This is a genomic window from Rhodopirellula sp. JB055 (assembly GCF_043100905.1).
Taxonomy (GTDB): Bacteria; Planctomycetota; Planctomycetia; order Pirellulales; family Pirellulaceae; genus Rhodopirellula.
Genome location: NZ_JBICHO010000390.1, coordinates 1 through 21,208, shown reverse-complemented (window position 1 = coordinate 21,208; position 21,208 = coordinate 1). Strand labels below are relative to the sequence as shown.

The following is a 21,208-nucleotide window of genomic DNA, read 5'->3' as shown; positions in this document are numbered from 1 at the left end:
GCGCACGCCGCAACAGGCCCGCATGAAGCTGCTGTCGCGGCCGGTCAAGCCACGGTTCAACCCGTTGATGACTCATTCCATGGACGCCCCTCGTTATGCGTCCTGGAAAACGTTTTTGCACACCTCGAAATAGACCAACGGTGAACGGGCAACCACTCGACCACACAGTTGTTCTTGCCCAATTCCGCTTGCCGCTTTCTGTTCGTGCCTGATTCATCCCGGTGAGTCGTTAGACTCGCCGGGACACGCACGATCGTGTTCAAACGTTGCCTGCTGAACCGGCACCAAGCCGAAAATAACGATTTGCTCGACAAACATTTTTCGGCGTGGTTATACTCGGGGCATCATCGGACACGACCCCATCGGACCCGAATCGGAATCATTGCTTATGTCCTACGACGACAACCCCACATCGCCCGTTTTTCGCATTGATGTGTCTGCCGAATCAGACGCTGGAGTGCCGGTTTCCAACGAGGAACTGACGGTCGGGTTGCTGCGTCAATTGGTCGTCAGCCAGCAGCAACAAACCAAATTGCTGACCGAATTGGTTCAGCAAAATGCGGCCATGCACAAACAACGTGCTGGCGAATTGCAGCAGTGGAAAGACGCCAACCCGCAATTGTCGCGAGCCTGCCGCCGAGCCGCTGAAACACTCAGCGAAGTGCAAACCGAATTCCTGCAAACGCTGACCGAAGAAATCGACGATTCCGGCGATCACTTGGTCGAAGGCGAATACATGCTGAACGAATTCATCGATCGCTTTGGCCCCCGAATGGCTCACCTGAACGGCATTTTGCAGGTGCTCGCCCAACTGGGAACCGGCGAACCAATCGCACAGCAACAACAACAGTGAATCGAAGAAGTGCGAGTTGATTCCGAGCCGCCGAAAAATTCCGTGGCTCGAATCCGAAGTGGACTTTCAAGAAATCGAATCGTTCGCTAATCTCTCGCCTTCTCGGACGCGAATGTCTCTCACTGACATTTCAACGCGTCCAGAATCTGCTTTATCGGGGCGTAGCTCAGCCTGGCAGAGCGTCTGGTTTGGGACCAGAAGGTCGCACGTTCGAATCGTGTCGCCCCGATTTTCTTTTGCCGTTCTTGACGGTATCTCTAGTTTTGGTTGACGCCTCGTTGACCTCTCTTGGCGAATGTGGTGGGATTGGCTTCCTGCTCACTGACTTTCCAGTGCCGACATCATTGTCGCAATGTTTTCTCGCAGCCTTCGGTCGCTCTCGCGGGATCGCTCTTCATGCCATCGCCAAATCGGTCTTTGAAACTGCCTCTGGGCCCACCAATACGCCAGGTACTTTTCTCGGTCCCATTGCCCATTGGTTGTGAATGATGCCGGATGAGGTCTCATCGCACTGACAACCTGACTGGTCTTCATTGCCAGCTTGAAGGCATGGTCTTCGATGCCTGCCTGACCAATCTGAGGGCCAAGAAAAATGGCCAGAAGCGCGGCATTCCAGGTCATCGAAGAATTCTTTCTTAGGTAATCGGTCGCCAATGGAACGACATGGTGCAGAGCTGAACCCATGAGGTCCAAAAGTCTCAAGCGCTGCCGAATCGATCCATTGAGGCGGCCCAAGCTTCGTCGGATGCAAGGCCAGGGCGGACGGGCTGGCTCGAAACAAAACTGCTCAAGAGCAGTTCGAGCAACATCGCGATTCCGTTCTGTCGAAACACGCGATGTGTAGGAGGTTAACCGTATCGAATTCACATCGTTTGCAGAACAGCGACTTGGCAGATGCCGGCATTACACCGCAAAACTCTCCGTTTTCGCTTTGAAAACCGTGCGGAGAGTACGCGGCAACCAAAGCCCAAATCGCATCGCGCCGATGCTTGCTTGCGTGGTTTGATCCCCACCGTCTGACGCAGCTTTTTCGCGTTATGTGAATCGTCCACTGCGTCTTTTCAATGACCAGCTCGTCTCTGTTGATGAGAAGCCATTTTTGGAAAGGAAAACCATGAACCAATCGCTCCCCAATCAACGCAACTTCATCCAACCACAAGCCAACTTCATCCAACCACAAGCCAACGTCTTTCGGCCATCTTGCCCGACGTCGTCGCCAGCTCTCCCAACCGCGACCGAAAACCAATGCTGCGGTGAACCCGCGGCCCCAGCGACCTCCTGCTGCGGCGAGCCTCAACCGACGACGATTTGCGAACAGCCAGAAGCAAAGACATCGTGCGCCGACAATCGCGAATCATTGCCCATCGCCATCATCGGGGCGGGTCCGATCGGGCTGGCTGCAGCTGCGAATCTGATTCAGCGCGACCAGGATTTCATCTTGCTCGAAGCAGGCCCGCGAATCGCTGCCAGCATTTGGGAGTGGAGCCATGTGCGATTGTTCACCCCTTGGTCTTACCTGATTGACCCGGCGTCCAAGCGAATCCTTCAAGCCGGTGACTCGTGGCAAGCTCCCGATGACAACGAGGTCCCATTTGCGAAGGAGTTGGTGGAACGTTACTTGGATCCGCTTGCCGCCAACGAACGCATCGCCTCCCGTTTGAAACTGAACCATCAAGTCACGACCATCTCTCGCGATGGACACGACCGAATGAAAGATGGCAACCGCGACGAGGCCCCCTTTTTGATCGTGGCCAATACCCCTGACGGCCCACGTCGTTTCCATGCTCGCGCGGTGATCGATGCGTCTGGCACCTGGAACACTCCCAATCCGATGGGAGCTGGAGGGATCGAGGCGGATGGCGAACAACAATTCCAAGACCACATCCGCTATGGCATGCCCGATGTGCTGGACCGCGAACGAGAACGCTACGCGGGCAAACGTGTTCTGGTCGTTGGTTCGGGCCACTCCGCCACTGGTGCGGTACTGAGCCTGGTTGAACTCGCCAAAGAATCGTCGGATACGATGATCGCCTGGGCCGTTCGTCGCACCAACCCAGCCAAACTTTGGGGCGGTGGCCAAGCAGATGAAATCGAAGCCCGAGGTGCACTGGGGACTCGGGTGAAAGCAGCGGTCGACGACGGCAAAGCCACCCTGCTGACCGGGCTTTCCATCGGCGCCATCAGCGAGCATTCCGACGGGCTGGAAGTCTTCGATGTTCATGGCGTTTCGCAGGTGATCGTCGATGAGATCATCGTCGCCGCTGGAGCACGCCCCAACCTGGAAATGCTCCGTGAACTTCGCCTCGAACTGGATGCCTCCACGGAAGCGACCAAAGCACTAGGGCCACTGATCGACCCGAACCACCACAGTTGCGGATCGGTTCCACCCCACGGCGCAGAAGAACTGAAACACCCCGAACGCGGGTTCTACTTGGCCGGTATGAAAAGCTATGGTCGAGCACCGACGTTTTTGATGCGAACCGGTTACGAACAAGTTCGCTCGATTGCTGCCGAACTGGCCGGTGATCACGAAGCCGCCCGAAAGGTCGAACTCACCCTGCCATCGACTGGTGTTTGCTCGACGGATTTGGCATACCAAAAACCAAGCGGCTCGTGCCAATCGAGTGCCTCCGGCCCATCGAGTCAAACATGTGAGTCCGCTCCCCAATGCGGCTGACCCGATGTGGCGAGACTCCAACGGAGGGACTCCACCAAGCAAGTTACTGACGTAGATGGATGAGGCGACGAATCCTCCAGCACGGGACTCGTCGCCTCGTCCACTACCAATCCCGCTACTTATTCATCGTGTGTGGCTTAGCTATTTGGGTGGCATGCAATCCAGTTGGCCACACCGAACGACTTCCCTGTTTTTCGCGTAAGGAACGACGCCCAAGCCCCACACAAGAAACGAATAACACGGAAAACCCATCTCCCGCGTCGCCACCCACGACGGCTGAGATTTGGAGATTGTTCGGGGATCAACTTCGAGCGTTTTTGATGCAACGGGCTCCCAATGCCCAAGTTGCAGAAGACCTGCTTCAGGAGACCTTCGTTCGGATTCACACCAAGCTGGATGAAGTCGAAGATCAGCAGCGCATCCGTTCGTGGGTTTTCCAAATCGCTCGCAACTTGGTCATCGATCACTACCGCGCCAAATCACGCGAAGCGGCCGCCTTGGCCGACGAAATTGCGGCCGACGATCAAACAGAAGAAAGCCTGGAAGAGGTCGTGATCGGCTGGCTCCCCAAGATGCTGGAACAGCTTCCCGCCGAGCACCGAGAAGCGATCAAGCTATACGAAATCGAAGGATTGTCCCAACAGGAAATCGCGGACCGACTGGGACTCTCGTTGTCCGGCGCCAAATCACGCGTGCAGCGAGGTCGAACGAAACTCAAGCAGGTTCTCTTTGATTGCTGCAGTTTCGAACACGACCGCCGTGGCAATTTGATCGGCTACCAACGAAACCACGAAAGCGATTCGCCTGGAATGGACGACTGAATTACCGGCGCAACTTCTACTCCTCGAGAAAGGCATGCTAGAATTCGCTGCAGTCACAAAAGATCGTGTTTTGAGAGACTGCGGCGAGGGTGGATCCCCAGGCGGATCGCGGTTTTCATTCGCGCGTCGCCCCTTTTCCCGCTCCATCTCTCCGCCGGTCAATCTAGCATCCCGGCTGAAATCATACTCATGGCCAAATCCTGCCGAAGTTGCCAACGCCCGCTCGATCCCGACCGAGACTGGATCGAAAAGTTTCTGGTCGAAGGTCCGCCAGCCCCACCAGAATCGCGAGCGACGAAGGCAGATTTGCGACAAGCTGTCGCAGAACGCGACCATCTTCTGAGCCAATTGCACGCGATGGCCCTGCGAATGCTGGCCAAAGAACTGGCCATCGCAGCCTCTCCGTCACTGTCGGATGATCGCACGCCGGCACAGATCCACACCGATATGCGGCGTTGGATTCAAGACCGTGAACTGACACGCTGAATCCCCGTATTCAATCTGGGAACCCCGGGACAGTCACCGACGATCCCTCTTTCCCTGGAACTGGCGCAATCATTGCTGTCATGGTTACGACTCTTGCACCTTGTTGATTCAAGCTCGCGCGGTTACACCAGAACGTTTCGATTCGATTGTTCCCAGGCAACTTCCTGGAACCCCCTCGACGGAGAACTGACATCCAATGGCGAAAACCCTAGTCGACTGCGGAAATTGCGGTCCCGATTTCAATGCCATTCGTCAAATGGTGACGTCACACTTTGATGCCTCGGTGATGCAGACCCACGGTGCTGAAGACACAATTGAATTGTTGAAGAATCGCGAGGTGGACCTTGTGACAGTCAATCGAAAACTCGATCGCGACTACTCCGATGGTTTGGACGTGATCAAACAAATCAAATCCGATCCGGACTTGGCCAAGATCCCCGTCATGTTGGTCACCAACTACGACGAGCATCAGGAAGCGGCCATGAAGGAAGGGGCCGAACGCGGGTTCGGAAAACTCGAAATCGGTTCGGACAAAACGATCGAACAACTGACGCCCTACCTGGTGGACTGAGTTGGTGGACACACCTTATCGAAAAATGCTGGCGGCCAAGATTCACCGTGCGACGGTGACGGGCGCGGACGTGAACTACGAAGGCAGCCTGACTGTTCCGCCGGAACTGCTCGTCGCTGCGAACATTCATCCCTACGAGTCACTCCATGTTTGGAACGTGACTCGCGGCACCCGCTTGGAAACCTACGCGATCGAAGGATTGCCGAACTCCAACGATGTGTGCGCCAATGGCGCAGCGGCTCACTTGATTCGCCCTGGCGATCACGTCATTTTGGCTGCGTACGCGATGGTCCCAGAAGCCGACGCGGCAACCCATCAACCGCGTTTGATCTTTGTCGACGACAACAATCAATTGTCTCACATTGGTCCCGAAATCGCTGGCCCGGGTCTGCGTTCGGACGCCGACGCAGCTCAGCCGGATCACAATGGCTCGCAATTGACAAGCTCCTCTCCGAAAACGCCTGACGGACAACCGCTCGCCGAAGGTTGCTAGGGAATGCCTGGCCCCGACGCTTCGCTCGTCACTGCGATCCGGGCGAAGGAAAACCAAGCCAACAACTGGCCGCGCCAGCTTGCAATCTCGCTGGTCAGCTTGGCCTTGTTCGTCGGCGTCGCTTTGATTTGGTGGAACGTCCGATTGGTGCTGATGCTGGTCGGCATTCTATTGCTCCACGAAGGCGGCCATTACGTCGCAATGCGTGCGTTTGGGTATCGCAACATTCGCATGGTGTTCGTCCCCATGCTCGGTGCTGCCGTCAGTGGTCAGCGACTACAGCTCGCCAGCTGGAAAAAGGCGATCGTCTATTTCGCGGGCCCGCTGCCTGGCATAGCGATCTCAATCACCCTGCTGTTGATCTCAACGCTCGAAACACGAATGCCCGACGCGGTGGTTTCTCCAGTTCCATTGCTGCTGGTGAACAGCAGTCACCCTTGGCTGTTTGAATTGGGCGGTTTGGGGCTGTTGCTCAACTGGATGAATCTGCTGCCGCTGCTGCCGCTCGACGGCGGCAAAATCATTCAACTCACCCTTGCTCGTCCGTCACCCCAACGGGATCTACTCGGACGCGTGTTCCTGATTTTGGCAATCGCGGCACTTGGTGCTCTGATTGGTGAGCCCTTGTTATTGCTGCTGATCATTCCTGTGCTATTCACGATGCCGCTGACTTACCGAACGTGTTGGCTGAGTCGCCGACTAAGCGACTGTGAGATCGCCGCTCCACAGCAACGCCAGATTCCCGAATCAGCCATCACAACGATTGCCTCGGCGATTGACGAAACGGCTCTTCAAGTGTTGCCGCCGCCACAAAAAGCGTCTTTGGTGCTCCAGATTTACGCTTCCCTGATCACGCCGCCCCCCAGTCGCTGGACATCCTGGACGATCAGGTTGGTGTATGCCGGAACCATGGCAGCGAGCACCGTGTTCGGATGGTGGGTTTGGCAGCAACATCGCTGGTACGACCCAACCAATTCGGCACCAGAATCACCTGTGACGATGGCGACTTGGATTGGGTTCGACAAAGGATCTCAGGAGCCAACAGCCAAGCTCATCGAACAGGTCATCGGCATGCTCGCTCTGGGGTGGCTGCCGTCGTGAAAGCCTCCAATGCGGAACCTGATTTTGTGGGACCTAGGCTCAGGTTGGTACATACCATGGTCGATCCGTGGGGCCTCAGTGAGTATCCTGTTGCGATTGAATTTCGCCACTCAAGAATGCCGCCACCATGTCAGACTCGTCCAGCGTTGCCAACGGACCGAAATCCGAGATTTACGAAGCGTTGACGTCCATTCGGTTGATCGATCCCCACTCGCATATCAACCCGCATTCGCCGGCATCGACAACGTTGGCTGATCTGCTCGGTTACCACTACTACACCGAACTGGCGCACTCGGCGGGAATGCCCAAATCCCGGATCGAAGACGAGGCGATCGGGCCGAAAGAATTGGTCGAACGTTTGGTCGGTGGATTGCAGCCACTTGAAAACACCGCCCAGTACAGTTGGCTGATCGAAATCTGCCGCACGTTCTTTGGCTTCGAAGACGACCGACTGCACCTGAACAATTGGGAAGCGCTTTACGACCGCAGTGAATCGATCATGGCGTCAGCGCAATGGTCCGAAACCGTTCTGGACCAAAGCAACGTCCAGGCCGTCTTTCTCACCAACGACTTCGACGACGCACTCGAAGGTTTCGACACAGACACCTACATCCCGTGTCTTCGCACCGATGACTTGGTCTTCCACTTGGCCAAACCCGAAGTGCGCGGACGCTTGGCCGCTTGCACCGGCATCGAACTGGACGGCAGTCTCGAGAGTCTTCGCTCCAGTTTGAAACAACGCTTTGAACACTTCGTCCGACGTGGTGCTCGTGCCTGTGCGATTTCGATCCCGCCAACGTTCACTCCAACCCCTGTTGGTGACGGCCGAGCCTCCACCGCACTCAACGCGGTGCTTCAAAAAGGCATCTCCGCGGACGCGTCTCATCTGGAAGCCTTGTCTCGCCGAGTGTTCTGGACGCTGGCCGAACTGTGTGACGAATTTGGCTTGCCGTTTGACTTGATGATCGGCGTCAACCGCCAGGTCTATCCAGAGGGCGTCTTCCAAGGTCAAGACCTCTACGATTCTCGTGTCTCGTTGATTCAGTACCGCGAATTGTTCAACTCGTTCCCAAACGTCAAGTTCCCCATTTCTGTGTTGGCCAGTGTCACCAACCAAGAACTGGTCAGCTACGCGTGGATCTTCCCCAACGTGATCACCAACGGCCATTGGTGGTACAGCAACACGCCTTCGTTCATCGCTCGCGACTCCGCCGCACGACTGGAAGCAGTTCCGCAAACCAAGCAGATCGGCTACTACAGCGACGCTTACAAATTGGAGTTCATTTGGCCCAAATTTGACATGTACCGCAAAGTCCTCAGCGGCGTGCTGGCGGACCAGTTCGTCGGTGACCGAGGCTGGTCGATCGAACGTGCGGTCGAACTGGGGCGTCGAGTGCTACGGGACAATGTGGATGAAGTCTTCCCTCGTCCGGAAGGCGCCGAAGCGAGCATCGCCCCCGAGGAGATCACAGGAGTTGTCGGAGTCGCGACCGCTGTGGCTGGCGTCACCGAAGTGCTGCAGGTCGATGCCTTGCCGGCCGAAGAAGAAGTTCAAGAACTTGGCGTCGATGATGTCGAACTGAGCGACACGCCAGAACCGACCGGTACCTCCGCCGACGAATTGGAAACATTGGTGGAAGACGAAACACTGGATGTCGGCAACCTGCTCGATGAAGACGAGCCAACTGCCCAGATCACTCCTCTGCGCGGCGAAACCTCATTCAACCCAGATGACGATTCGCTTCAGTTGCAATCCGATCCCACCACCGGTGAATTCACCTTGCCGGTCAGCGACAGCGACAGTGACGACACCCTCGAAATCTCACCAAGCGAAGACGACTCGCCCGCTGAGAAAACCGACCCCACCGCGGAAACGGTCCAAGAGCTGGAAGAGTTTGACTTGGAATTCCTAGATGACGACGAGGAATCCAAGTAGCTCCTGGAACCCGCCGATCTTGCGACAGCACTCCCTTAATGCCGGATCACGCCCCCTAGAACCACCCAAACGATCAAATCGCATCCTTTCGAACGAAGAATCCTCCGTTTTCTTTGCCCAAATGCAACGCGTCGCACGGTACTTTAGTGCTCGGCAGACGTTCAATCTCTGAACGGCGTGCATGAATTCGGCAAGACGCGCGAACGCGGATGCAGCGGCGATGAAATCTGAGGGGAACAATGTGATTCGACTCACACGATGTTGGAAGCGAACAATCTGCTTGGAAACCGCTGGCGTTTTCGCGTTGGCGGTCGCCCTCAGTGCGGTCCCCTCACTCGCGGAATCCCCGGTCTCCGCAAAGGCACCATCGCCTGCATCCAATGATCAAATGACGCCGCCACTTTCGGCCCGCATGGCCGATGGCTCCGCTCGAGAAGTGCCAGACTTTCAACGTCACATCACACCACTGCTTGGCCGATTGGGCTGCAATGGGCGTGCCTGCCATGGCTCATTCCAAGGCCGCGGTGATTTTCGTCTCTCCCTGTTTGGCTACGACTTTCGAGCCGACCATGCTGAGCTGCTCGATCCCAACACCGGCCGGGTCGACACCGACGATGTGGCCGAGAGTTTGATCCTTGCCAAACCGATCGATGCCGACATGCACGAGGGAGGCAAGCGACTGGACGAAGGCAGCTGGCAATACAACACACTGCGAAACTGGATCGCCGCTGGTGCTGAGTTTGACAATCAGACGATTGATGTTTTGGACCGCCTTGAGATCCAGCCCGCTGAGATTCAGTTCCAGGATGATTCGCAAACCGTTTCGCTCACCGCAATCGCGCACTGGGCAGACGGAACCAGCGAAGACGTGACCGAACTTTGTCGCTTCACCACCAACGACGATGCTATCGCAGCCATCGACGAAAATGGCATGGTCTCGTCAGGCGAAACGGGTGACACCCACGTCGTGATCGCTTATGACCGAGCGGTGGTTCCCGTGCCGGTCATCCGGCGCGTAGAAGTGGGCGAAACCATCGCATCGCCCACGCCGTCGGACCACCGGATCGATCAGTTGATTGAAGTCAAACTCGACAAGCTTGGCATCACCCCTTCAGCCATCTGCAGCGATTCCGACTTCATCCGACGAGCCAGTTTCGATATCACGGGAACGCTTCCTGCCGCATCGGACGTGCGTGCTTTCTTGGCTGACTCTCGGCCGGACAAACGAGAACGTCTGATTGACGAACTTCTTGACTCGCCCAGCTACGCCGCTTGGTGGGCGACGCGTTTTGCAGATTGGACCGGCAACAGCGACACGCAACTCAACAACGCGCTGCCCGTTCGCGGCTCCGCCTCACGTTTATGGTATGAGTGGTTGCGTGTTCGCCTGGACGACAACGTGCCGTACGACAAAATCGTCGAAGGCATTGTCATGGCCGACAACCGCGAACCCAATGAGTCGTACCTTCAGTACTGCGAAACGATGACCGAGGCATGCCAACCTGGGCAGGAATTCAAATTTGCCGAGCGATCCGGCATGCCGCTTTTTTGGGCTCGACGCAACTTTCAAAAGCCCGAGGAACGGGCGATCGGATTCGCCTACTCGTTTCTTGGAATTCGAATCGAGTGCGCACAATGCCACAAACATCCCTTCGACCAATGGTCCAAGGATGACTTCGACCAATTTGCTTCTCTTTTCAAAAGCATCGAAGCTCGCCCCAACACCGTCGCTCGAGATTCGCGTGAACAACGCACTCAACTGATCTCAAAAATCACGGGTGAAGAAAAACTCCGCAATGGCGACCTGCGACGCAAAATCTACAAAGCCGCCGCGCAAGGCGAAACGGTTCCCTTTCCAGAACTGGTTTACAACAACTCTGCCATTCAGGCGAAAAAGCGGCGTGCAAAAGCCAAGGCAAAGAAGAACGCCAAGGCGGCTCCTGTCAGCATCCCAGAAGGATTCATCCTGGGTCAGTCCGACTCGGTTGCCTTGGACCATGATCCACGAGGCCACCTGATGGACTGGCTTCGCCAAGAGGACAACCCGTACTTTGCCAAAGCGATCGTCAATCGCGTTTGGGCAAACTACTTTGGCGTCGGCATCATCCATCCAACCGATGACATGAACCTCGCCAATGCCCCCAGCAACGCCGATCTGCTCGACGAGCTTGCAACAGGCTTCATTCACAGTGGCTATGACTTGAAATGGCTGACTCGCGAGATCACCACCAGCGACGCCTATCAGCGGAGCATGGATACCAACACAAGCAATCGCCATGACGACCACAACTTTTCTCGTCATGTGCCGCGGCGTCTTCCCGCCGAAGTGATCCATGACGCCGTGTTGTTGGCGACTCAGTCCAGCGAAGAAGCAGATCAAATCCGAAACGAACTGCAACAGATGGCGATTGCCAATGGAGTCCCACAGAACCGCAACAACCGAAATTTTGCCCTCCAAGTATTCGGTCAATCTGAACGCGAAAGCAACTGCGATTGCGACCGTAGTGACTCGCCCAGCCTGCTGCAATCGATCTACTTGCGAAACGACTTTGAGATGTATCGAAAACTGGCGGCAAAGGATGGTTGGGTCACTCAGACGATGAAATCGCTCGGTCTTGAATCCAGCAACATGAGCGTCGACCCTCAAGTTCAACGTCGAGCGGAGCAATTCCACCGACAAACCATCGCGAAGATCAAACGTTACCAACGCATGGCTCCCAAACAACGACGCACCAACCGAACTCGAATCCGTGAGGAATACGCGCGAGTTCAGAACAAACTCGAACTTTACGGCTACGCCTCTCCCGATTTGGCAACGCTGCTGGATGATCCCGACGCCTGGGAACTCTCGCGGATCGAAACCGAACGGGAGGCTCAACCGGCAACTTCCATGGCCGAAGTTGTTGACGACGCGTACCTCCGGACGCTTTCGCGCTACCCCAACGAAGATGAACGTAAGACGTCACTTCAGTTCATTTCCGAATCCAAGTCGCCCCAATCCGGACTCGAGTCGCTGATGTGGGCGTTGGTGAACACCAAAGAATTCATCATCACGCACTGATCACGAAACGTTCGCGTGTCGGAAGAAACGCTGAGTCAAGCACACATCCTTTCCATCATTCCAATTGGTTATTCCCAATGAATCTTCACCGAACATGCGATGGTATCGTACGCCGCGATTTTCTTCGTGCGGGCACATTGGGATTGGGTGCGGTTGCACTGCCCGGGATGTCACTGCCCACGATGCTGCGTGCGGAAGAATCCGGACGCGTCCTGCCGGGAGGTGCCAAGCGTGCGATCTTCGTCGAACTCAACGGTGGACCGTCACACATCGACACCTTTGACCCGAAACCAGGTGCAAGCGATGAGGTACGTGGCCAGTTCAAAACCATCCGAACCAATGTCCCTGGAATTCAAATCAGTGAACACTTGCCGAAATTGGCACAGGTCGCCGATAAATTCGCGATTCTTCGAGGCGTCAGTCACACGCTCGCCGCCCATCAACTGGGTCGTGAATACATCAATTGCGGCACTCGTCCCCTCCCTTCGCTGGAATACCCCAGCTATGGCGCGGTGATCACTCGCGAACGTCCCGGTGACCACGATATCCCGAACCACGTTGCGATCCCCAAAGCGTCCCACGGCGCAGGGTTCTTGGGCATCCAACATGCGGCACTGGAAACCAAGGCGACCCCGACCCCCAATCGGCCGTTTTCAGTTCGAGGAATCTCGTTGCCGGGAAACGTTTCCATCGACGAAGTCACACGCCGGCAAAGTCTGCTGAAGAAGCTCGACCGTCGATTCGCAGCACTCGAGAAAGACGACTCGCTGCTCCAAGGCTTGGACCGCTTCGGTGAGCAAGCCTACGCGATGATCACATCCCCGCGTGCTCGTGAAGCGTTTGACATTTCACGCGAACCAGAAAGCATGCAACAACAGTTTGGCGAAGACCCGTTCAGTCAAAGCTGCTTGCTCGCCCTGCGTTTGATCGAATCAGACGTGCGTTTTGTTTCGCTGCAACTCGGTGGCTGGGACACACACCAAGACAACTTCACGAAGCTAAAAGAACAACAACTTCCCAAACTGGATTCCGGCCTCAGCGGACTGCTGATTGGACTGGAACAACGTGGCCTGCTGGAATCCACCGCCGTCTTCGTCACCGGAGAATTCGGACGCACTCCCAAGATCAACGACCGAAGCGCAGAGGGAGGTCGCGATCACTACCCACGTTGCATGTTCATGCTGATGGCAGGAGGAAACGTCCGAGGCGGCCAAGTGATCGGCGAGAGCGACGACACCGCCGCCGGACCTCGGCATGAAGCCATCACGCCAGACGATGTCGCGGCCAGTTTCTATCAAAATCTGGGCATCGACCCAACGATGGAATTCGCCAGCGAAACCGGTCGCCCGATCACCTTGGTTCGTGATGGCCGTCCGATCGACGCCTTGTTCAGCTAGTGGTCTGTCACGACTTGTTTTTAGGGTAGTGGACGAACGGATTGACCTGAACGGAGTTTGGTTTTGATTTCCGTTGAGCATGTGGATTGTGGGAGGCATCATCCATTCGCTCGTCATGGTAGGGCAGTGCTGAGACACCTTCATCACGATCGAGAGATGTCTCGCCCAACGCACTGATCTCACTGACGGTTTCCTCTCCTTCGAAGAACGCGTTGTCCAACTGCGAGGGCATCGTTGCCCACATGTTTGCGTCGTCGTTGGTCGCCTCAGCGTCCTGCATCATGTCAGGCCTCATCGACTGGGCGGCCTTTGCGAATTCTCTCATGTCCACAAAGACGAACGAAGCCAACCCCATCACCACCGCTGTGACCATCATTCCCAAGCCGCCAATGAAAATGAACGCGAGGTAAGCAACCCCGGCGGAGATGGGTCCGCTACGAGTCATCACGGCGACGGTCAACACCGCAGCAGCAATCGCCAGAACGAAGGGTAAAACGGGAGGCATCGCATCGGCGAAGAAGGCGAGCACAACCGAGACCAACCCACTGGACATCCCCGCTGCGAATGACACGCAAAAGGACCACCCAAAGCCGTGCTGGCCGCAGCCAGCTAGAGACAGACTCCACTTCATTGCAAAGCCATAAACAACAATGGCCGCAATGCAAAACACAACGGCGAGCCCCAAGAGCGGAACAACTGGCAGGGAGCTGAGATCCAAAGCAGGATCCATGGAGTTCATGCCCATAGAGAACGACCAAGTGAGGTGGGAAGACCGACAGCCAAGTGACACTCAACCCTAGGTCATCCCTCTCTACTGGACCGGACCGTCCAGACAGCGTCGCGTCAAAATCCGCAACGGTTGCAAGGGGGCAACGTCAACAACCGATCCAATCGGCACAATCGCCACGTGACGGCACACAAGAAACACGAAGCTTCGGGGGGCAGAAGACATCAGCGTCGAGGCAACCAACCCGCGACGGACGCTTTGGAACGCAAGTCCATTTCGACATCGCACCGAATGTCTCGCTCGCCTTGTTTCAGACGCACGAACACAACCACCTTTTCGCCTTCAGGATGTTTGTCCTTCCAACGAATGGGGATCCGTAACGAGTTTCGAGGCAGATCCACCGCCGACATTTGTTGCAATCGAACCAGTTGATCAGGACCAAAGTCCCAACGCCCCAGCTTGGCCTCGTCTCCCGACTTGGACGCGTCCAAAACCACAACACTCAACGTTGTTTGCTCCAGCAAAGCCGGTATCGCCTTGGGTTGTGGCTTGGCCGTCGATGCCAATTGACTCATCGGATCCAACGAATCGCCAAGCAGGGCAATGGCATGCCCATATTGATCCATGGAATCGACGACCACGTCGATCCCTTCCGTTGGCGGATAATCGGGATTCGATGGCGGTTGGGTTGTTTGCGAGACGTCGCTGACAAAACGCGGCAACGAGTTCTTGTCGTTGACGGACAACTTTGCCGTGTAAAGATCGATTTTTTCAGGAGCGCCATCGACCTTCCCAAGGCCACCGAGCATCCCCAAACCTTCCGGTAATTGGATTTGCCCTGGCGGTTCATCCGGAAGCCCCGAGGGCGAGTTCGGAGGGACGGGATCACCGGGAACAACCGGATCAAACTTCAGGTCGTCAGGTCCAGGCGGAACTGGTTGCGTCGGAGGCGGTAACAGCAACCCTGGATCGCTATCGGGCACAAATGGTTCGCCGGGATCGATCATGGAATCAAGGTCCATTCCGTTGCCAATATCAAGCGGCGTTTCAGAACGGTCATCCTTTCCTGCGGGACTGTCTTCCGTTGCGACATCCGTTGCCTGCTCTGCGGGTGAGGCATCATCCGGGTCGACCAAAGGCTGATCCCGCGGCGCGAAGTTGTCAGGCTCACCCGGATCGATGAATTCAGGATCATCCAAACCGGCCCCCATGTCGAACTCGTCCAAATTGCCCGACATGCCCTTCGGTGAATTGGGTTCGGGATCCACAACCGGGTCCGGCGGACGTTTGGAATCCGTGATGCCTGGTTTTGACAGTCCCTCAAGCAAGTTGGGAGATCGACGCGTCGGTGGCGGCGAACTGGTTGCCGCAGCAGCCGCGGCAGCAGCCTTTGCACGTCGAAGTTTTTCGATCAGCACACGGTTCTCGTAGTCAGCCTCGTAGAGCTGATCTTCCAACAGCCGAATCTCGCGAGCCATTTTCTGGCTGTAGACTTCTTGCTTGGCTCTTCCCCGGCATCCAGCCGTCGTAAAAATGGCGGAGCCAATGGCTGTGAGCAACAGAATGCGGACCGAGTCGGCGATGCACTCTACAGCGACGTTTCCACCGGCCGCCTCGAACCCCAAACGGCGAAAACGCTTGCATTCGCTGGCAGGGCGCACGCCCAAACGCCCCGAACCACGGGGGTTGGGCGCGACGTTCGCAGAGACGACTGACCGTTGAAACAACGGAATTTTCCTGAAACCGGAGAGGGATGATTTTTTAGCTCAAGTTTCAGTTATCAAATGCCGACCCCGCGTGTCAACGGAAACTCCGAACCTCTGACGCCTCGTTGGCCGAAGGAAAATCTCGCGAACCGAGTGGTAATCAACGAAAATCGCCACGACTCGATTGCATCGAATCGCGGCGAAGAAGCTGTCTCACTGAGCCGTCAGGTGCGTTGAGCTAGAGAGCGACGCCGGGCATCGCGATTCCGTCGGGACGCTCCACCTCTGCGTCATGCGACAGGATTCGCGATTTGCCGACGAAGTAGCTGTGGTTCTTGTCCACCACCAAGTTGTAGGTTTCGTCCGCCGAAGCTGAAGAAAGGGACTCGATCACCGCCACCCCCTCGGCGCCATGCAGTGCATCGCCAGGAACCAGCTGTTCCGTCGTCGTCCATCCGCGCCCGATCACCCAAAATGGGTGCCCTTTCGAAGCCACAATCTCTTCACTGCGGAGCTGGATTTTGGTCAGTGGTTCGGGTTCACGGACGGTTCGTCGCAAAACACTCTGATAGCTCAGCTCACCGGTTTGCTCATCGCAGCTCAACACTTGGTCTCCCAATCGCAAGCTCTCAACAGGACGCATGCCGCGGTCCGTCCACACCAGAGTTCCAGCGACCAAGCAATCCCGAGAAGGACGCACGTAAACGCCTATCTTGGCATCGGGGATCGCGGCGGCCCGCTTCTGCGCCAAAGTCATCGGTTCCTGTGGTTCCGATGGCGCACTTTTGGGGCTTTCTGAGAAAAAGGAAAGCGTTCGAACTCGAGTCGGTGAAGCTCCGATCGGCGCTGTATTGCCCACGGCGCGGTACGCGACATTCCGGACCAATCGACGCTCAACGGGCGGAATTCCCGTGTCACCATATCCACGATATTCATACCACCAATCTCGCATGCTTTCAGCGGACGGTTCGCCGCTGAAGCTCGAATCAAGTTGTTGGATCACGGCGGCGGCACGACTTTGCAAAAAACGACTGCGTTCATTGAAAAGCTCCGCTTCCGACCGAACAACGCTCGCATCGCGAGCACTCTCGGTTTGGAGGCTTTCCACCGCATCGCGACTGGCAATCACGCCGTTTGCAGTGGAGTCGCATGCACAGCCAACACCTGCGTCACGGAATCCAAAACCTTCACGCCTTCCGCATCTTCCCGACGATATTGCCGCACGACTTGATAGGACCGATCCCCTTCATGGAAGACCAAACTGTGCTTTGACTCGACGGTTCCCTGACACCAGTCCAAGAGCGTCGGGACAAACAGCATCGGGTCGGTCGTCTTCAATTGCTGTGTTGCCAGATCACGCAAACCTCGCCGTTGATCGAAGACCGCCAAACGGGCCAACGCAACAGCCGCCTTGGGCTCCTCTCGTTCGCCGAGCCAATTGACCGCGGCCATCGCAAATGCATCCGGCCCACGGAAGATTTGTTGCGTCACGGCATCAACCGCGTCCACTGTGTCGATGCGTTCGAGTTGCGCAAGTGCTTTCTTTTGTTTGCCAGCATCAGTGGACCGGAACGCTTCTGCGATGGAGCGAATCTTGGGTGAATGAACCCGCAAATTCTGCTGAGCCTCACGCAGTTCTTTTTGTTGCTCGACCGCCTCCTCCGCGTCCACCCAAACGTCGCCCACTCGCACGTTTCCGAGATACCGATGAGCTGGCTCATGATCCCTTTCTAATTCAGTCACCCGCAGCGCGTGAGCACGAGCGCGGCTGGGCATGTGCGCCGTTCGACACCATCGCGAAAGTTGCCAGTGATCCTCCGCCTTGTCTTCCATCGAATCACGTCGACGCTCGTATTCAGCGATTCGATTCGCGCGAGTGTCGTCCTGAACCGATTCTTCAATCGAGACCCATTGGCCGTCGCTGTCTTTCAATCGCCCTTTCAAGGCGTTAGCCAATGACTGTGCCTCGGAATCCGCCGGTGGATTCTGAAGCAACCGTTCGCGAAGTTGGACGTTCCCAACGGACGAAGCCTGTACCAGCTGTTCCGACCAAGTCGCGTCTGCTGCAACCGCCTGAGATTCAACTCCGGATGCCGCCATACAAGTCGCACCGACGAGGAAAATCCACGTCGAGTAGCGAACACTAGACCTAATTTTCGATCGCGTCGCCTTCATATTCATCTCCATTGACGTCAGAGGCCAGAAAAGGGGAGGTGGATGGAGGGAAGCTGCACCAGCGGATGATCGCCGGCCATTCCCCCCGCAGCATTCTTCAAGGGTACCGGATCCACCCCCTCGGGAAAAGCAAATTCCGACATCCGCAGGATCGCGTGCGACCGCTCCCAAGCCTCCAGAAACGGAACCTGCCCCAGTTCCATGGAAAGTTCTTGAGCCAGCAAATCACTGGCTTCCCGTAGTCCAGGCAGTCGCGGCATCACGAGATGCTTCAGGCCGGCGGCATGCAGACGGCTGGCCTGGACAAACAAATGTTCCTGAATTTCGGGTCGAAGTATCTGGGACACTCTTCCAGACGCAGGGAATTTCGAACTGAGATCAATCCAAGACTCCAGTCCATCCTGCCCCACCTGCCCATGACGTCGGTCCCAAACTTGGAGTCCTCGCAACTCAGCTTGTTCCCTTCGCGAAGCCAGCGGGATGGACGCCTCGGGTGGCACCAATAGATTGCGGCTGATCTCTCCCCACCAAACAGAATCACTCCAAGTTCCAAGTGGTCCTGCTGAAACGTGCGCGGGAGGCTGGTCGTCCAGAGACGCATGACCTTCTGCTTGGGACACTCGCCATCGTGCGACCAGATCCGATTCCTCCGGGACAAACTCACGGGTGGCAGATGTTGCAACACTCAGCGCAGTGCCCAACGTGTGCGCGTAAGCAACCTTGCCCCGGTCTTTCCACCGAACAGTTCGATCATCCGCATCGTGCTCCATCACCAATTCTTCGAAAGGCAATTGCCATAGAAAGCCACTCGGCACAACGATGATGTCACGAATGTCGGGGTGATCGATGCCGCACAGCGGAGGAAACAAACGCTGGGTCAACTCAAGCTCCATCTGTTGAGTGCGTAGACGCAGCGACTCGTCTTCGAGCTCATCCACCGTCGTCGGCAAACTGAGAATCGTTGACAACCAACGTTCACACTGCTGCCGCAGTTCGGTTGCTGAACGCACCTGCCAATGACTGGCTTGGTTTCGATGCACCAAGGTCCCAACCACATTGTCATCATCCACTTGAAACGACACGATCGCCATGTTGGCTGGCAGGACGCTCCAATCCGGCCGCTCGTTTCGATGGGGGATCGGCGGCGGCTCCACGCGAGGCAGCAAGGCTTGGTTGAAAGCCAGCGACGACAACTGCCCCTGCAACCGTTCATGCAAAATCGCCGCGTCCAAACCGAGCACTCTGGGGTTGAGCTGCATGGCAGGAACAAGAGCTTGCAATTCCTCATTCAGGCCATCCCGACCGGGAAAAAAATCATCTAGCGAAAGCGCTGGGTCGCTCATGACTTGACGCAGTGCGGAACGCAAATCTGTGGTCTGGGGCAATTCACCCCAAGTGTTTCGAGCAAGAGCGGATTGGTGTTGATCCATTCGCACAGCGACTCGCTCGCCTTCGCCTGCCGCGACTGCAAGCTGCACTCCCAATCCGGTCCACGACGCACGATCCAGATCAAAACAAAACTGGTCAAATGCGGTGAGGTCGATCCCCGTCTGGGATTCATCCCAACACGACTGATAGCGTCGACTTCGAGTCGCGGCAGGCACGCGGTTCTGATTGGGCAGTTGAAATTCCCAAAACCGAAACGACAAGGGATGCGTGATCGAACGAACCTCTGCAGACGGATTGCTCGTCTGCATGCCGCTTGCAAACCGACGCGTCTGCTCGAGCAACTCTTCTCGAACCATTCGAATGCGTTGGAGTTCCTTCAACGTCTGAAGATTTTTCGCGTCGTCTTCTTCCGAATCCAACCGGGCCAAACCGACCGTTCGTTGAACATCAACTTGAAGCTGCAACCAATTCGCAACGGCAGCCGAGTGAGGTAAATCCAATCGGCGAGCCCTGCGAAACCGTTCCGACATCGACAGATGATTGCCCGCGGCAGTAGGGCGGTTTGCCAGGAGCGCTGCTCTCGCCGCAAACACCCTCAATTGATACGCGATCGCAGGGGTTTGACGACGCAAAATCTCCGATCGAGTGACCAAATCCCGTTCCAACGCAAACGCCAGATTCTCGATGTCATCCCAACGATCCAGTTCGTCTAACGCGAGTTCGAAACATTCGACGGCCAACTGGAACTGTCCCAATGCGAAAGACACCTCGGATGTCGAGACAGCGGTCTCAACAAATTCAACCAAGTCTTGTCGAGAAGGCAAAACCACCACCGGCTGGCCTTCCTGCAATCGCACTTCTTGATTTGAGATCTGTCGATTGGTCATCCATCGGTTCGACAAGGATCTCAAACGGGTCAAGCGGGCGATCGGCGACAGCGCATGAAAGCCCCCAGAGATTTGATCGAGTGGTTCGACCAACTGGATCTCAGAGTCGTCGCCCGCGTGATATCGCAACACCACACGAGAGGCCGCTACCAGTGTGCCAGCCGCGTGAAATCGTCGGTCGGAACCGAGAACCCCAGGCGGAACGGTCGCCGCAAGCAACTGTTGTCCGGTTGGGTCCTGCAACGAAAACGCTCGACCTCGCAACCATCGCAATCGATAGGCGGCGAGAGAAAGTTGACGAAGAACTTCCGCGATATCCAGGCCCCGCAATTGATCAATATTCTCTGGTAACTCCTCCGAGATGAACCAGTTACCCGCTGGGACTCCCGCCAACAAGTAGCGCCGAAGACGCACCAACGGCACATGCTCTGCCGACGGCCACAAATCCAAATTCGTGTTCACCAATTCATTGGGAGATTCCATCCAATGATCCAGATCATCCTCGATTTGCCTTGCCGTTCCGACACCTCTTCGCCTCGGAATTTCGCTTGGCGGAGCCGTCAAGACTCGCCACTGAATCCCTGATAGAAACGTTGGGTTGGCGACGATAATCTGGATCGCGGTCTCGTAGTGCTCCGCCGCAGCAACCAGATCCCCGGCTTGAAGATGACATTCTCCGAGCAAAGTCCGAATGGGAACTCGGCCGAGCAAGTGACGCGTGTTGCTGTTCGACGCCGCTTCACGTTCCAAGCGATTCAAAATCGCAATCGCCTGAACGATCTCCCCGCGAAAGAAAGCCGCTTGTGCGGTTCGGTAGGCAAGCGGCGGAGCAACGTCTTGGAAGGCAAGTCCCTGGTTCGTCTGCGGAAGATTGTCCTCCATGCGGTCTCCGAGACCGCCGGCTTCCAACGCCTCTCGAGCCGCCTCC

Annotated in this window: 15 protein-coding genes and 1 tRNA gene; 11 read left to right on the top strand and 5 right to left on the bottom strand. The window is 56.4% G+C overall.

Annotation, left to right across the window (positions count from 1 at the left end):
* Positions 1-388 precede the first annotated feature (388 nt).
* From ACF8AM_RS15490 to ACF8AM_RS15440, 11 genes are all read left to right on the top strand, one after another.
* Positions 389-853 carry a hypothetical protein gene (locus ACF8AM_RS15490; RefSeq protein WP_392556499.1) on the top strand — a complete coding sequence of 155 codons (465 nt, stop codon included), beginning with the start codon at positions 389-391 and terminating at the stop codon, positions 851-853.
* Positions 854-1,008: 155 nt separating this feature from the next.
* Positions 1,009-1,082, top strand: a tRNA-Pro gene (locus ACF8AM_RS15485).
* Positions 1,083-1,967: 885 nt separating this feature from the next.
* Positions 1,968-3,530 carry an NAD(P)-binding domain-containing protein gene (locus tag ACF8AM_RS15480; protein ID WP_392556498.1) on the top strand — a complete coding sequence of 521 codons (1,563 nt, stop codon included), beginning with the start codon at positions 1,968-1,970 and terminating at the stop codon, positions 3,528-3,530.
* A 281-nt stretch (positions 3,531-3,811) separates the two neighbouring features.
* Positions 3,812-4,351, top strand: coding sequence for an RNA polymerase sigma factor SigZ (gene sigZ / locus ACF8AM_RS15475; protein ID WP_392556501.1), 540 nt, complete (start codon positions 3,812-3,814; stop codon positions 4,349-4,351).
* A gap of 189 nt (positions 4,352-4,540) precedes the next feature.
* Entirely contained in the window at positions 4,541-4,837 is a 297-nt protein-coding gene (locus ACF8AM_RS15470) for a hypothetical protein (protein ID WP_392556497.1), read from the top strand.
* Positions 4,838-5,033: 196 nt separating this feature from the next.
* Complete coding sequence (locus ACF8AM_RS15465) at positions 5,034-5,408, top strand: response regulator (RefSeq protein ID WP_392556496.1); 375 nt, start codon at positions 5,034-5,036, stop codon at positions 5,406-5,408.
* 4 nt (positions 5,409-5,412) lie between these two features.
* The gene (gene panD, locus ACF8AM_RS15460; RefSeq protein ID WP_392556495.1) at positions 5,413-5,901 is read left to right on the top strand and encodes an aspartate 1-decarboxylase; all 489 of its coding nucleotides are present in this window, start codon (positions 5,413-5,415) and stop codon (positions 5,899-5,901) included.
* A gap of 3 nt (positions 5,902-5,904) precedes the next feature.
* The gene (locus tag ACF8AM_RS15455; RefSeq protein WP_392556494.1) at positions 5,905-7,002 is read left to right on the top strand and encodes a site-2 protease family protein; all 1,098 of its coding nucleotides are present in this window, start codon (positions 5,905-5,907) and stop codon (positions 7,000-7,002) included.
* A 127-nt stretch (positions 7,003-7,129) separates the two neighbouring features.
* On the top strand, positions 7,130-8,938 hold the full coding sequence (locus tag ACF8AM_RS15450) for a glucuronate isomerase (protein WP_392556493.1): 1,809 nt from the start codon (positions 7,130-7,132) through the stop codon (positions 8,936-8,938).
* 412 nt (positions 8,939-9,350) lie between these two features.
* A complete protein-coding gene (locus ACF8AM_RS15445; protein WP_392556500.1) occupies positions 9,351-11,999 on the top strand; it encodes a DUF1549 and DUF1553 domain-containing protein in 2,649 nt (882 codons plus the stop codon).
* A gap of 77 nt (positions 12,000-12,076) precedes the next feature.
* Positions 12,077-13,396: a DUF1501 domain-containing protein gene (locus tag ACF8AM_RS15440; protein WP_392556492.1), complete on the top strand. Its 1,320-nt coding sequence runs from the start codon at positions 12,077-12,079 to the stop codon at positions 13,394-13,396.
* Between the two features lie 7 nt (positions 13,397-13,403).
* Here the strand turns inward: ACF8AM_RS15440 and ACF8AM_RS15435 are convergent, their stop codons facing one another.
* From ACF8AM_RS15435 to ACF8AM_RS15415, 5 genes are all read right to left on the bottom strand, one after another.
* Positions 13,404-14,126 (bottom strand): hypothetical protein, encoded by a 723-nt coding sequence (locus ACF8AM_RS15435; protein WP_392556491.1) that lies wholly within the window; start codon positions 14,124-14,126, stop codon positions 13,404-13,406.
* A 221-nt stretch (positions 14,127-14,347) separates the two neighbouring features.
* The gene (locus ACF8AM_RS15430; RefSeq protein ID WP_392556490.1) at positions 14,348-15,850 is read right to left on the bottom strand and encodes a hypothetical protein; all 1,503 of its coding nucleotides are present in this window, start codon (positions 15,848-15,850) and stop codon (positions 14,348-14,350) included.
* 217 nt (positions 15,851-16,067) lie between these two features.
* The gene (locus ACF8AM_RS15425) at positions 16,068-16,958 is read right to left on the bottom strand and encodes a polymorphic toxin-type HINT domain-containing protein (protein ID WP_392556489.1); all 891 of its coding nucleotides are present in this window, start codon (positions 16,956-16,958) and stop codon (positions 16,068-16,070) included.
* Positions 16,955-17,929, bottom strand: a complete 975-nt coding sequence (locus ACF8AM_RS15420) for a hypothetical protein (RefSeq protein WP_392556488.1) — start codon at positions 17,927-17,929, stop codon at positions 16,955-16,957. Before ACF8AM_RS15420 ends, ACF8AM_RS15425 begins: the two co-directional genes overlap by 4 nt.
* Positions 17,930-18,021: 92 nt before the next feature.
* A partial coding sequence (locus ACF8AM_RS15415) for a hypothetical protein (RefSeq protein ID WP_392556487.1) occupies positions 18,022-21,208 on the bottom strand: 3,187 nt, incomplete at its 5' end.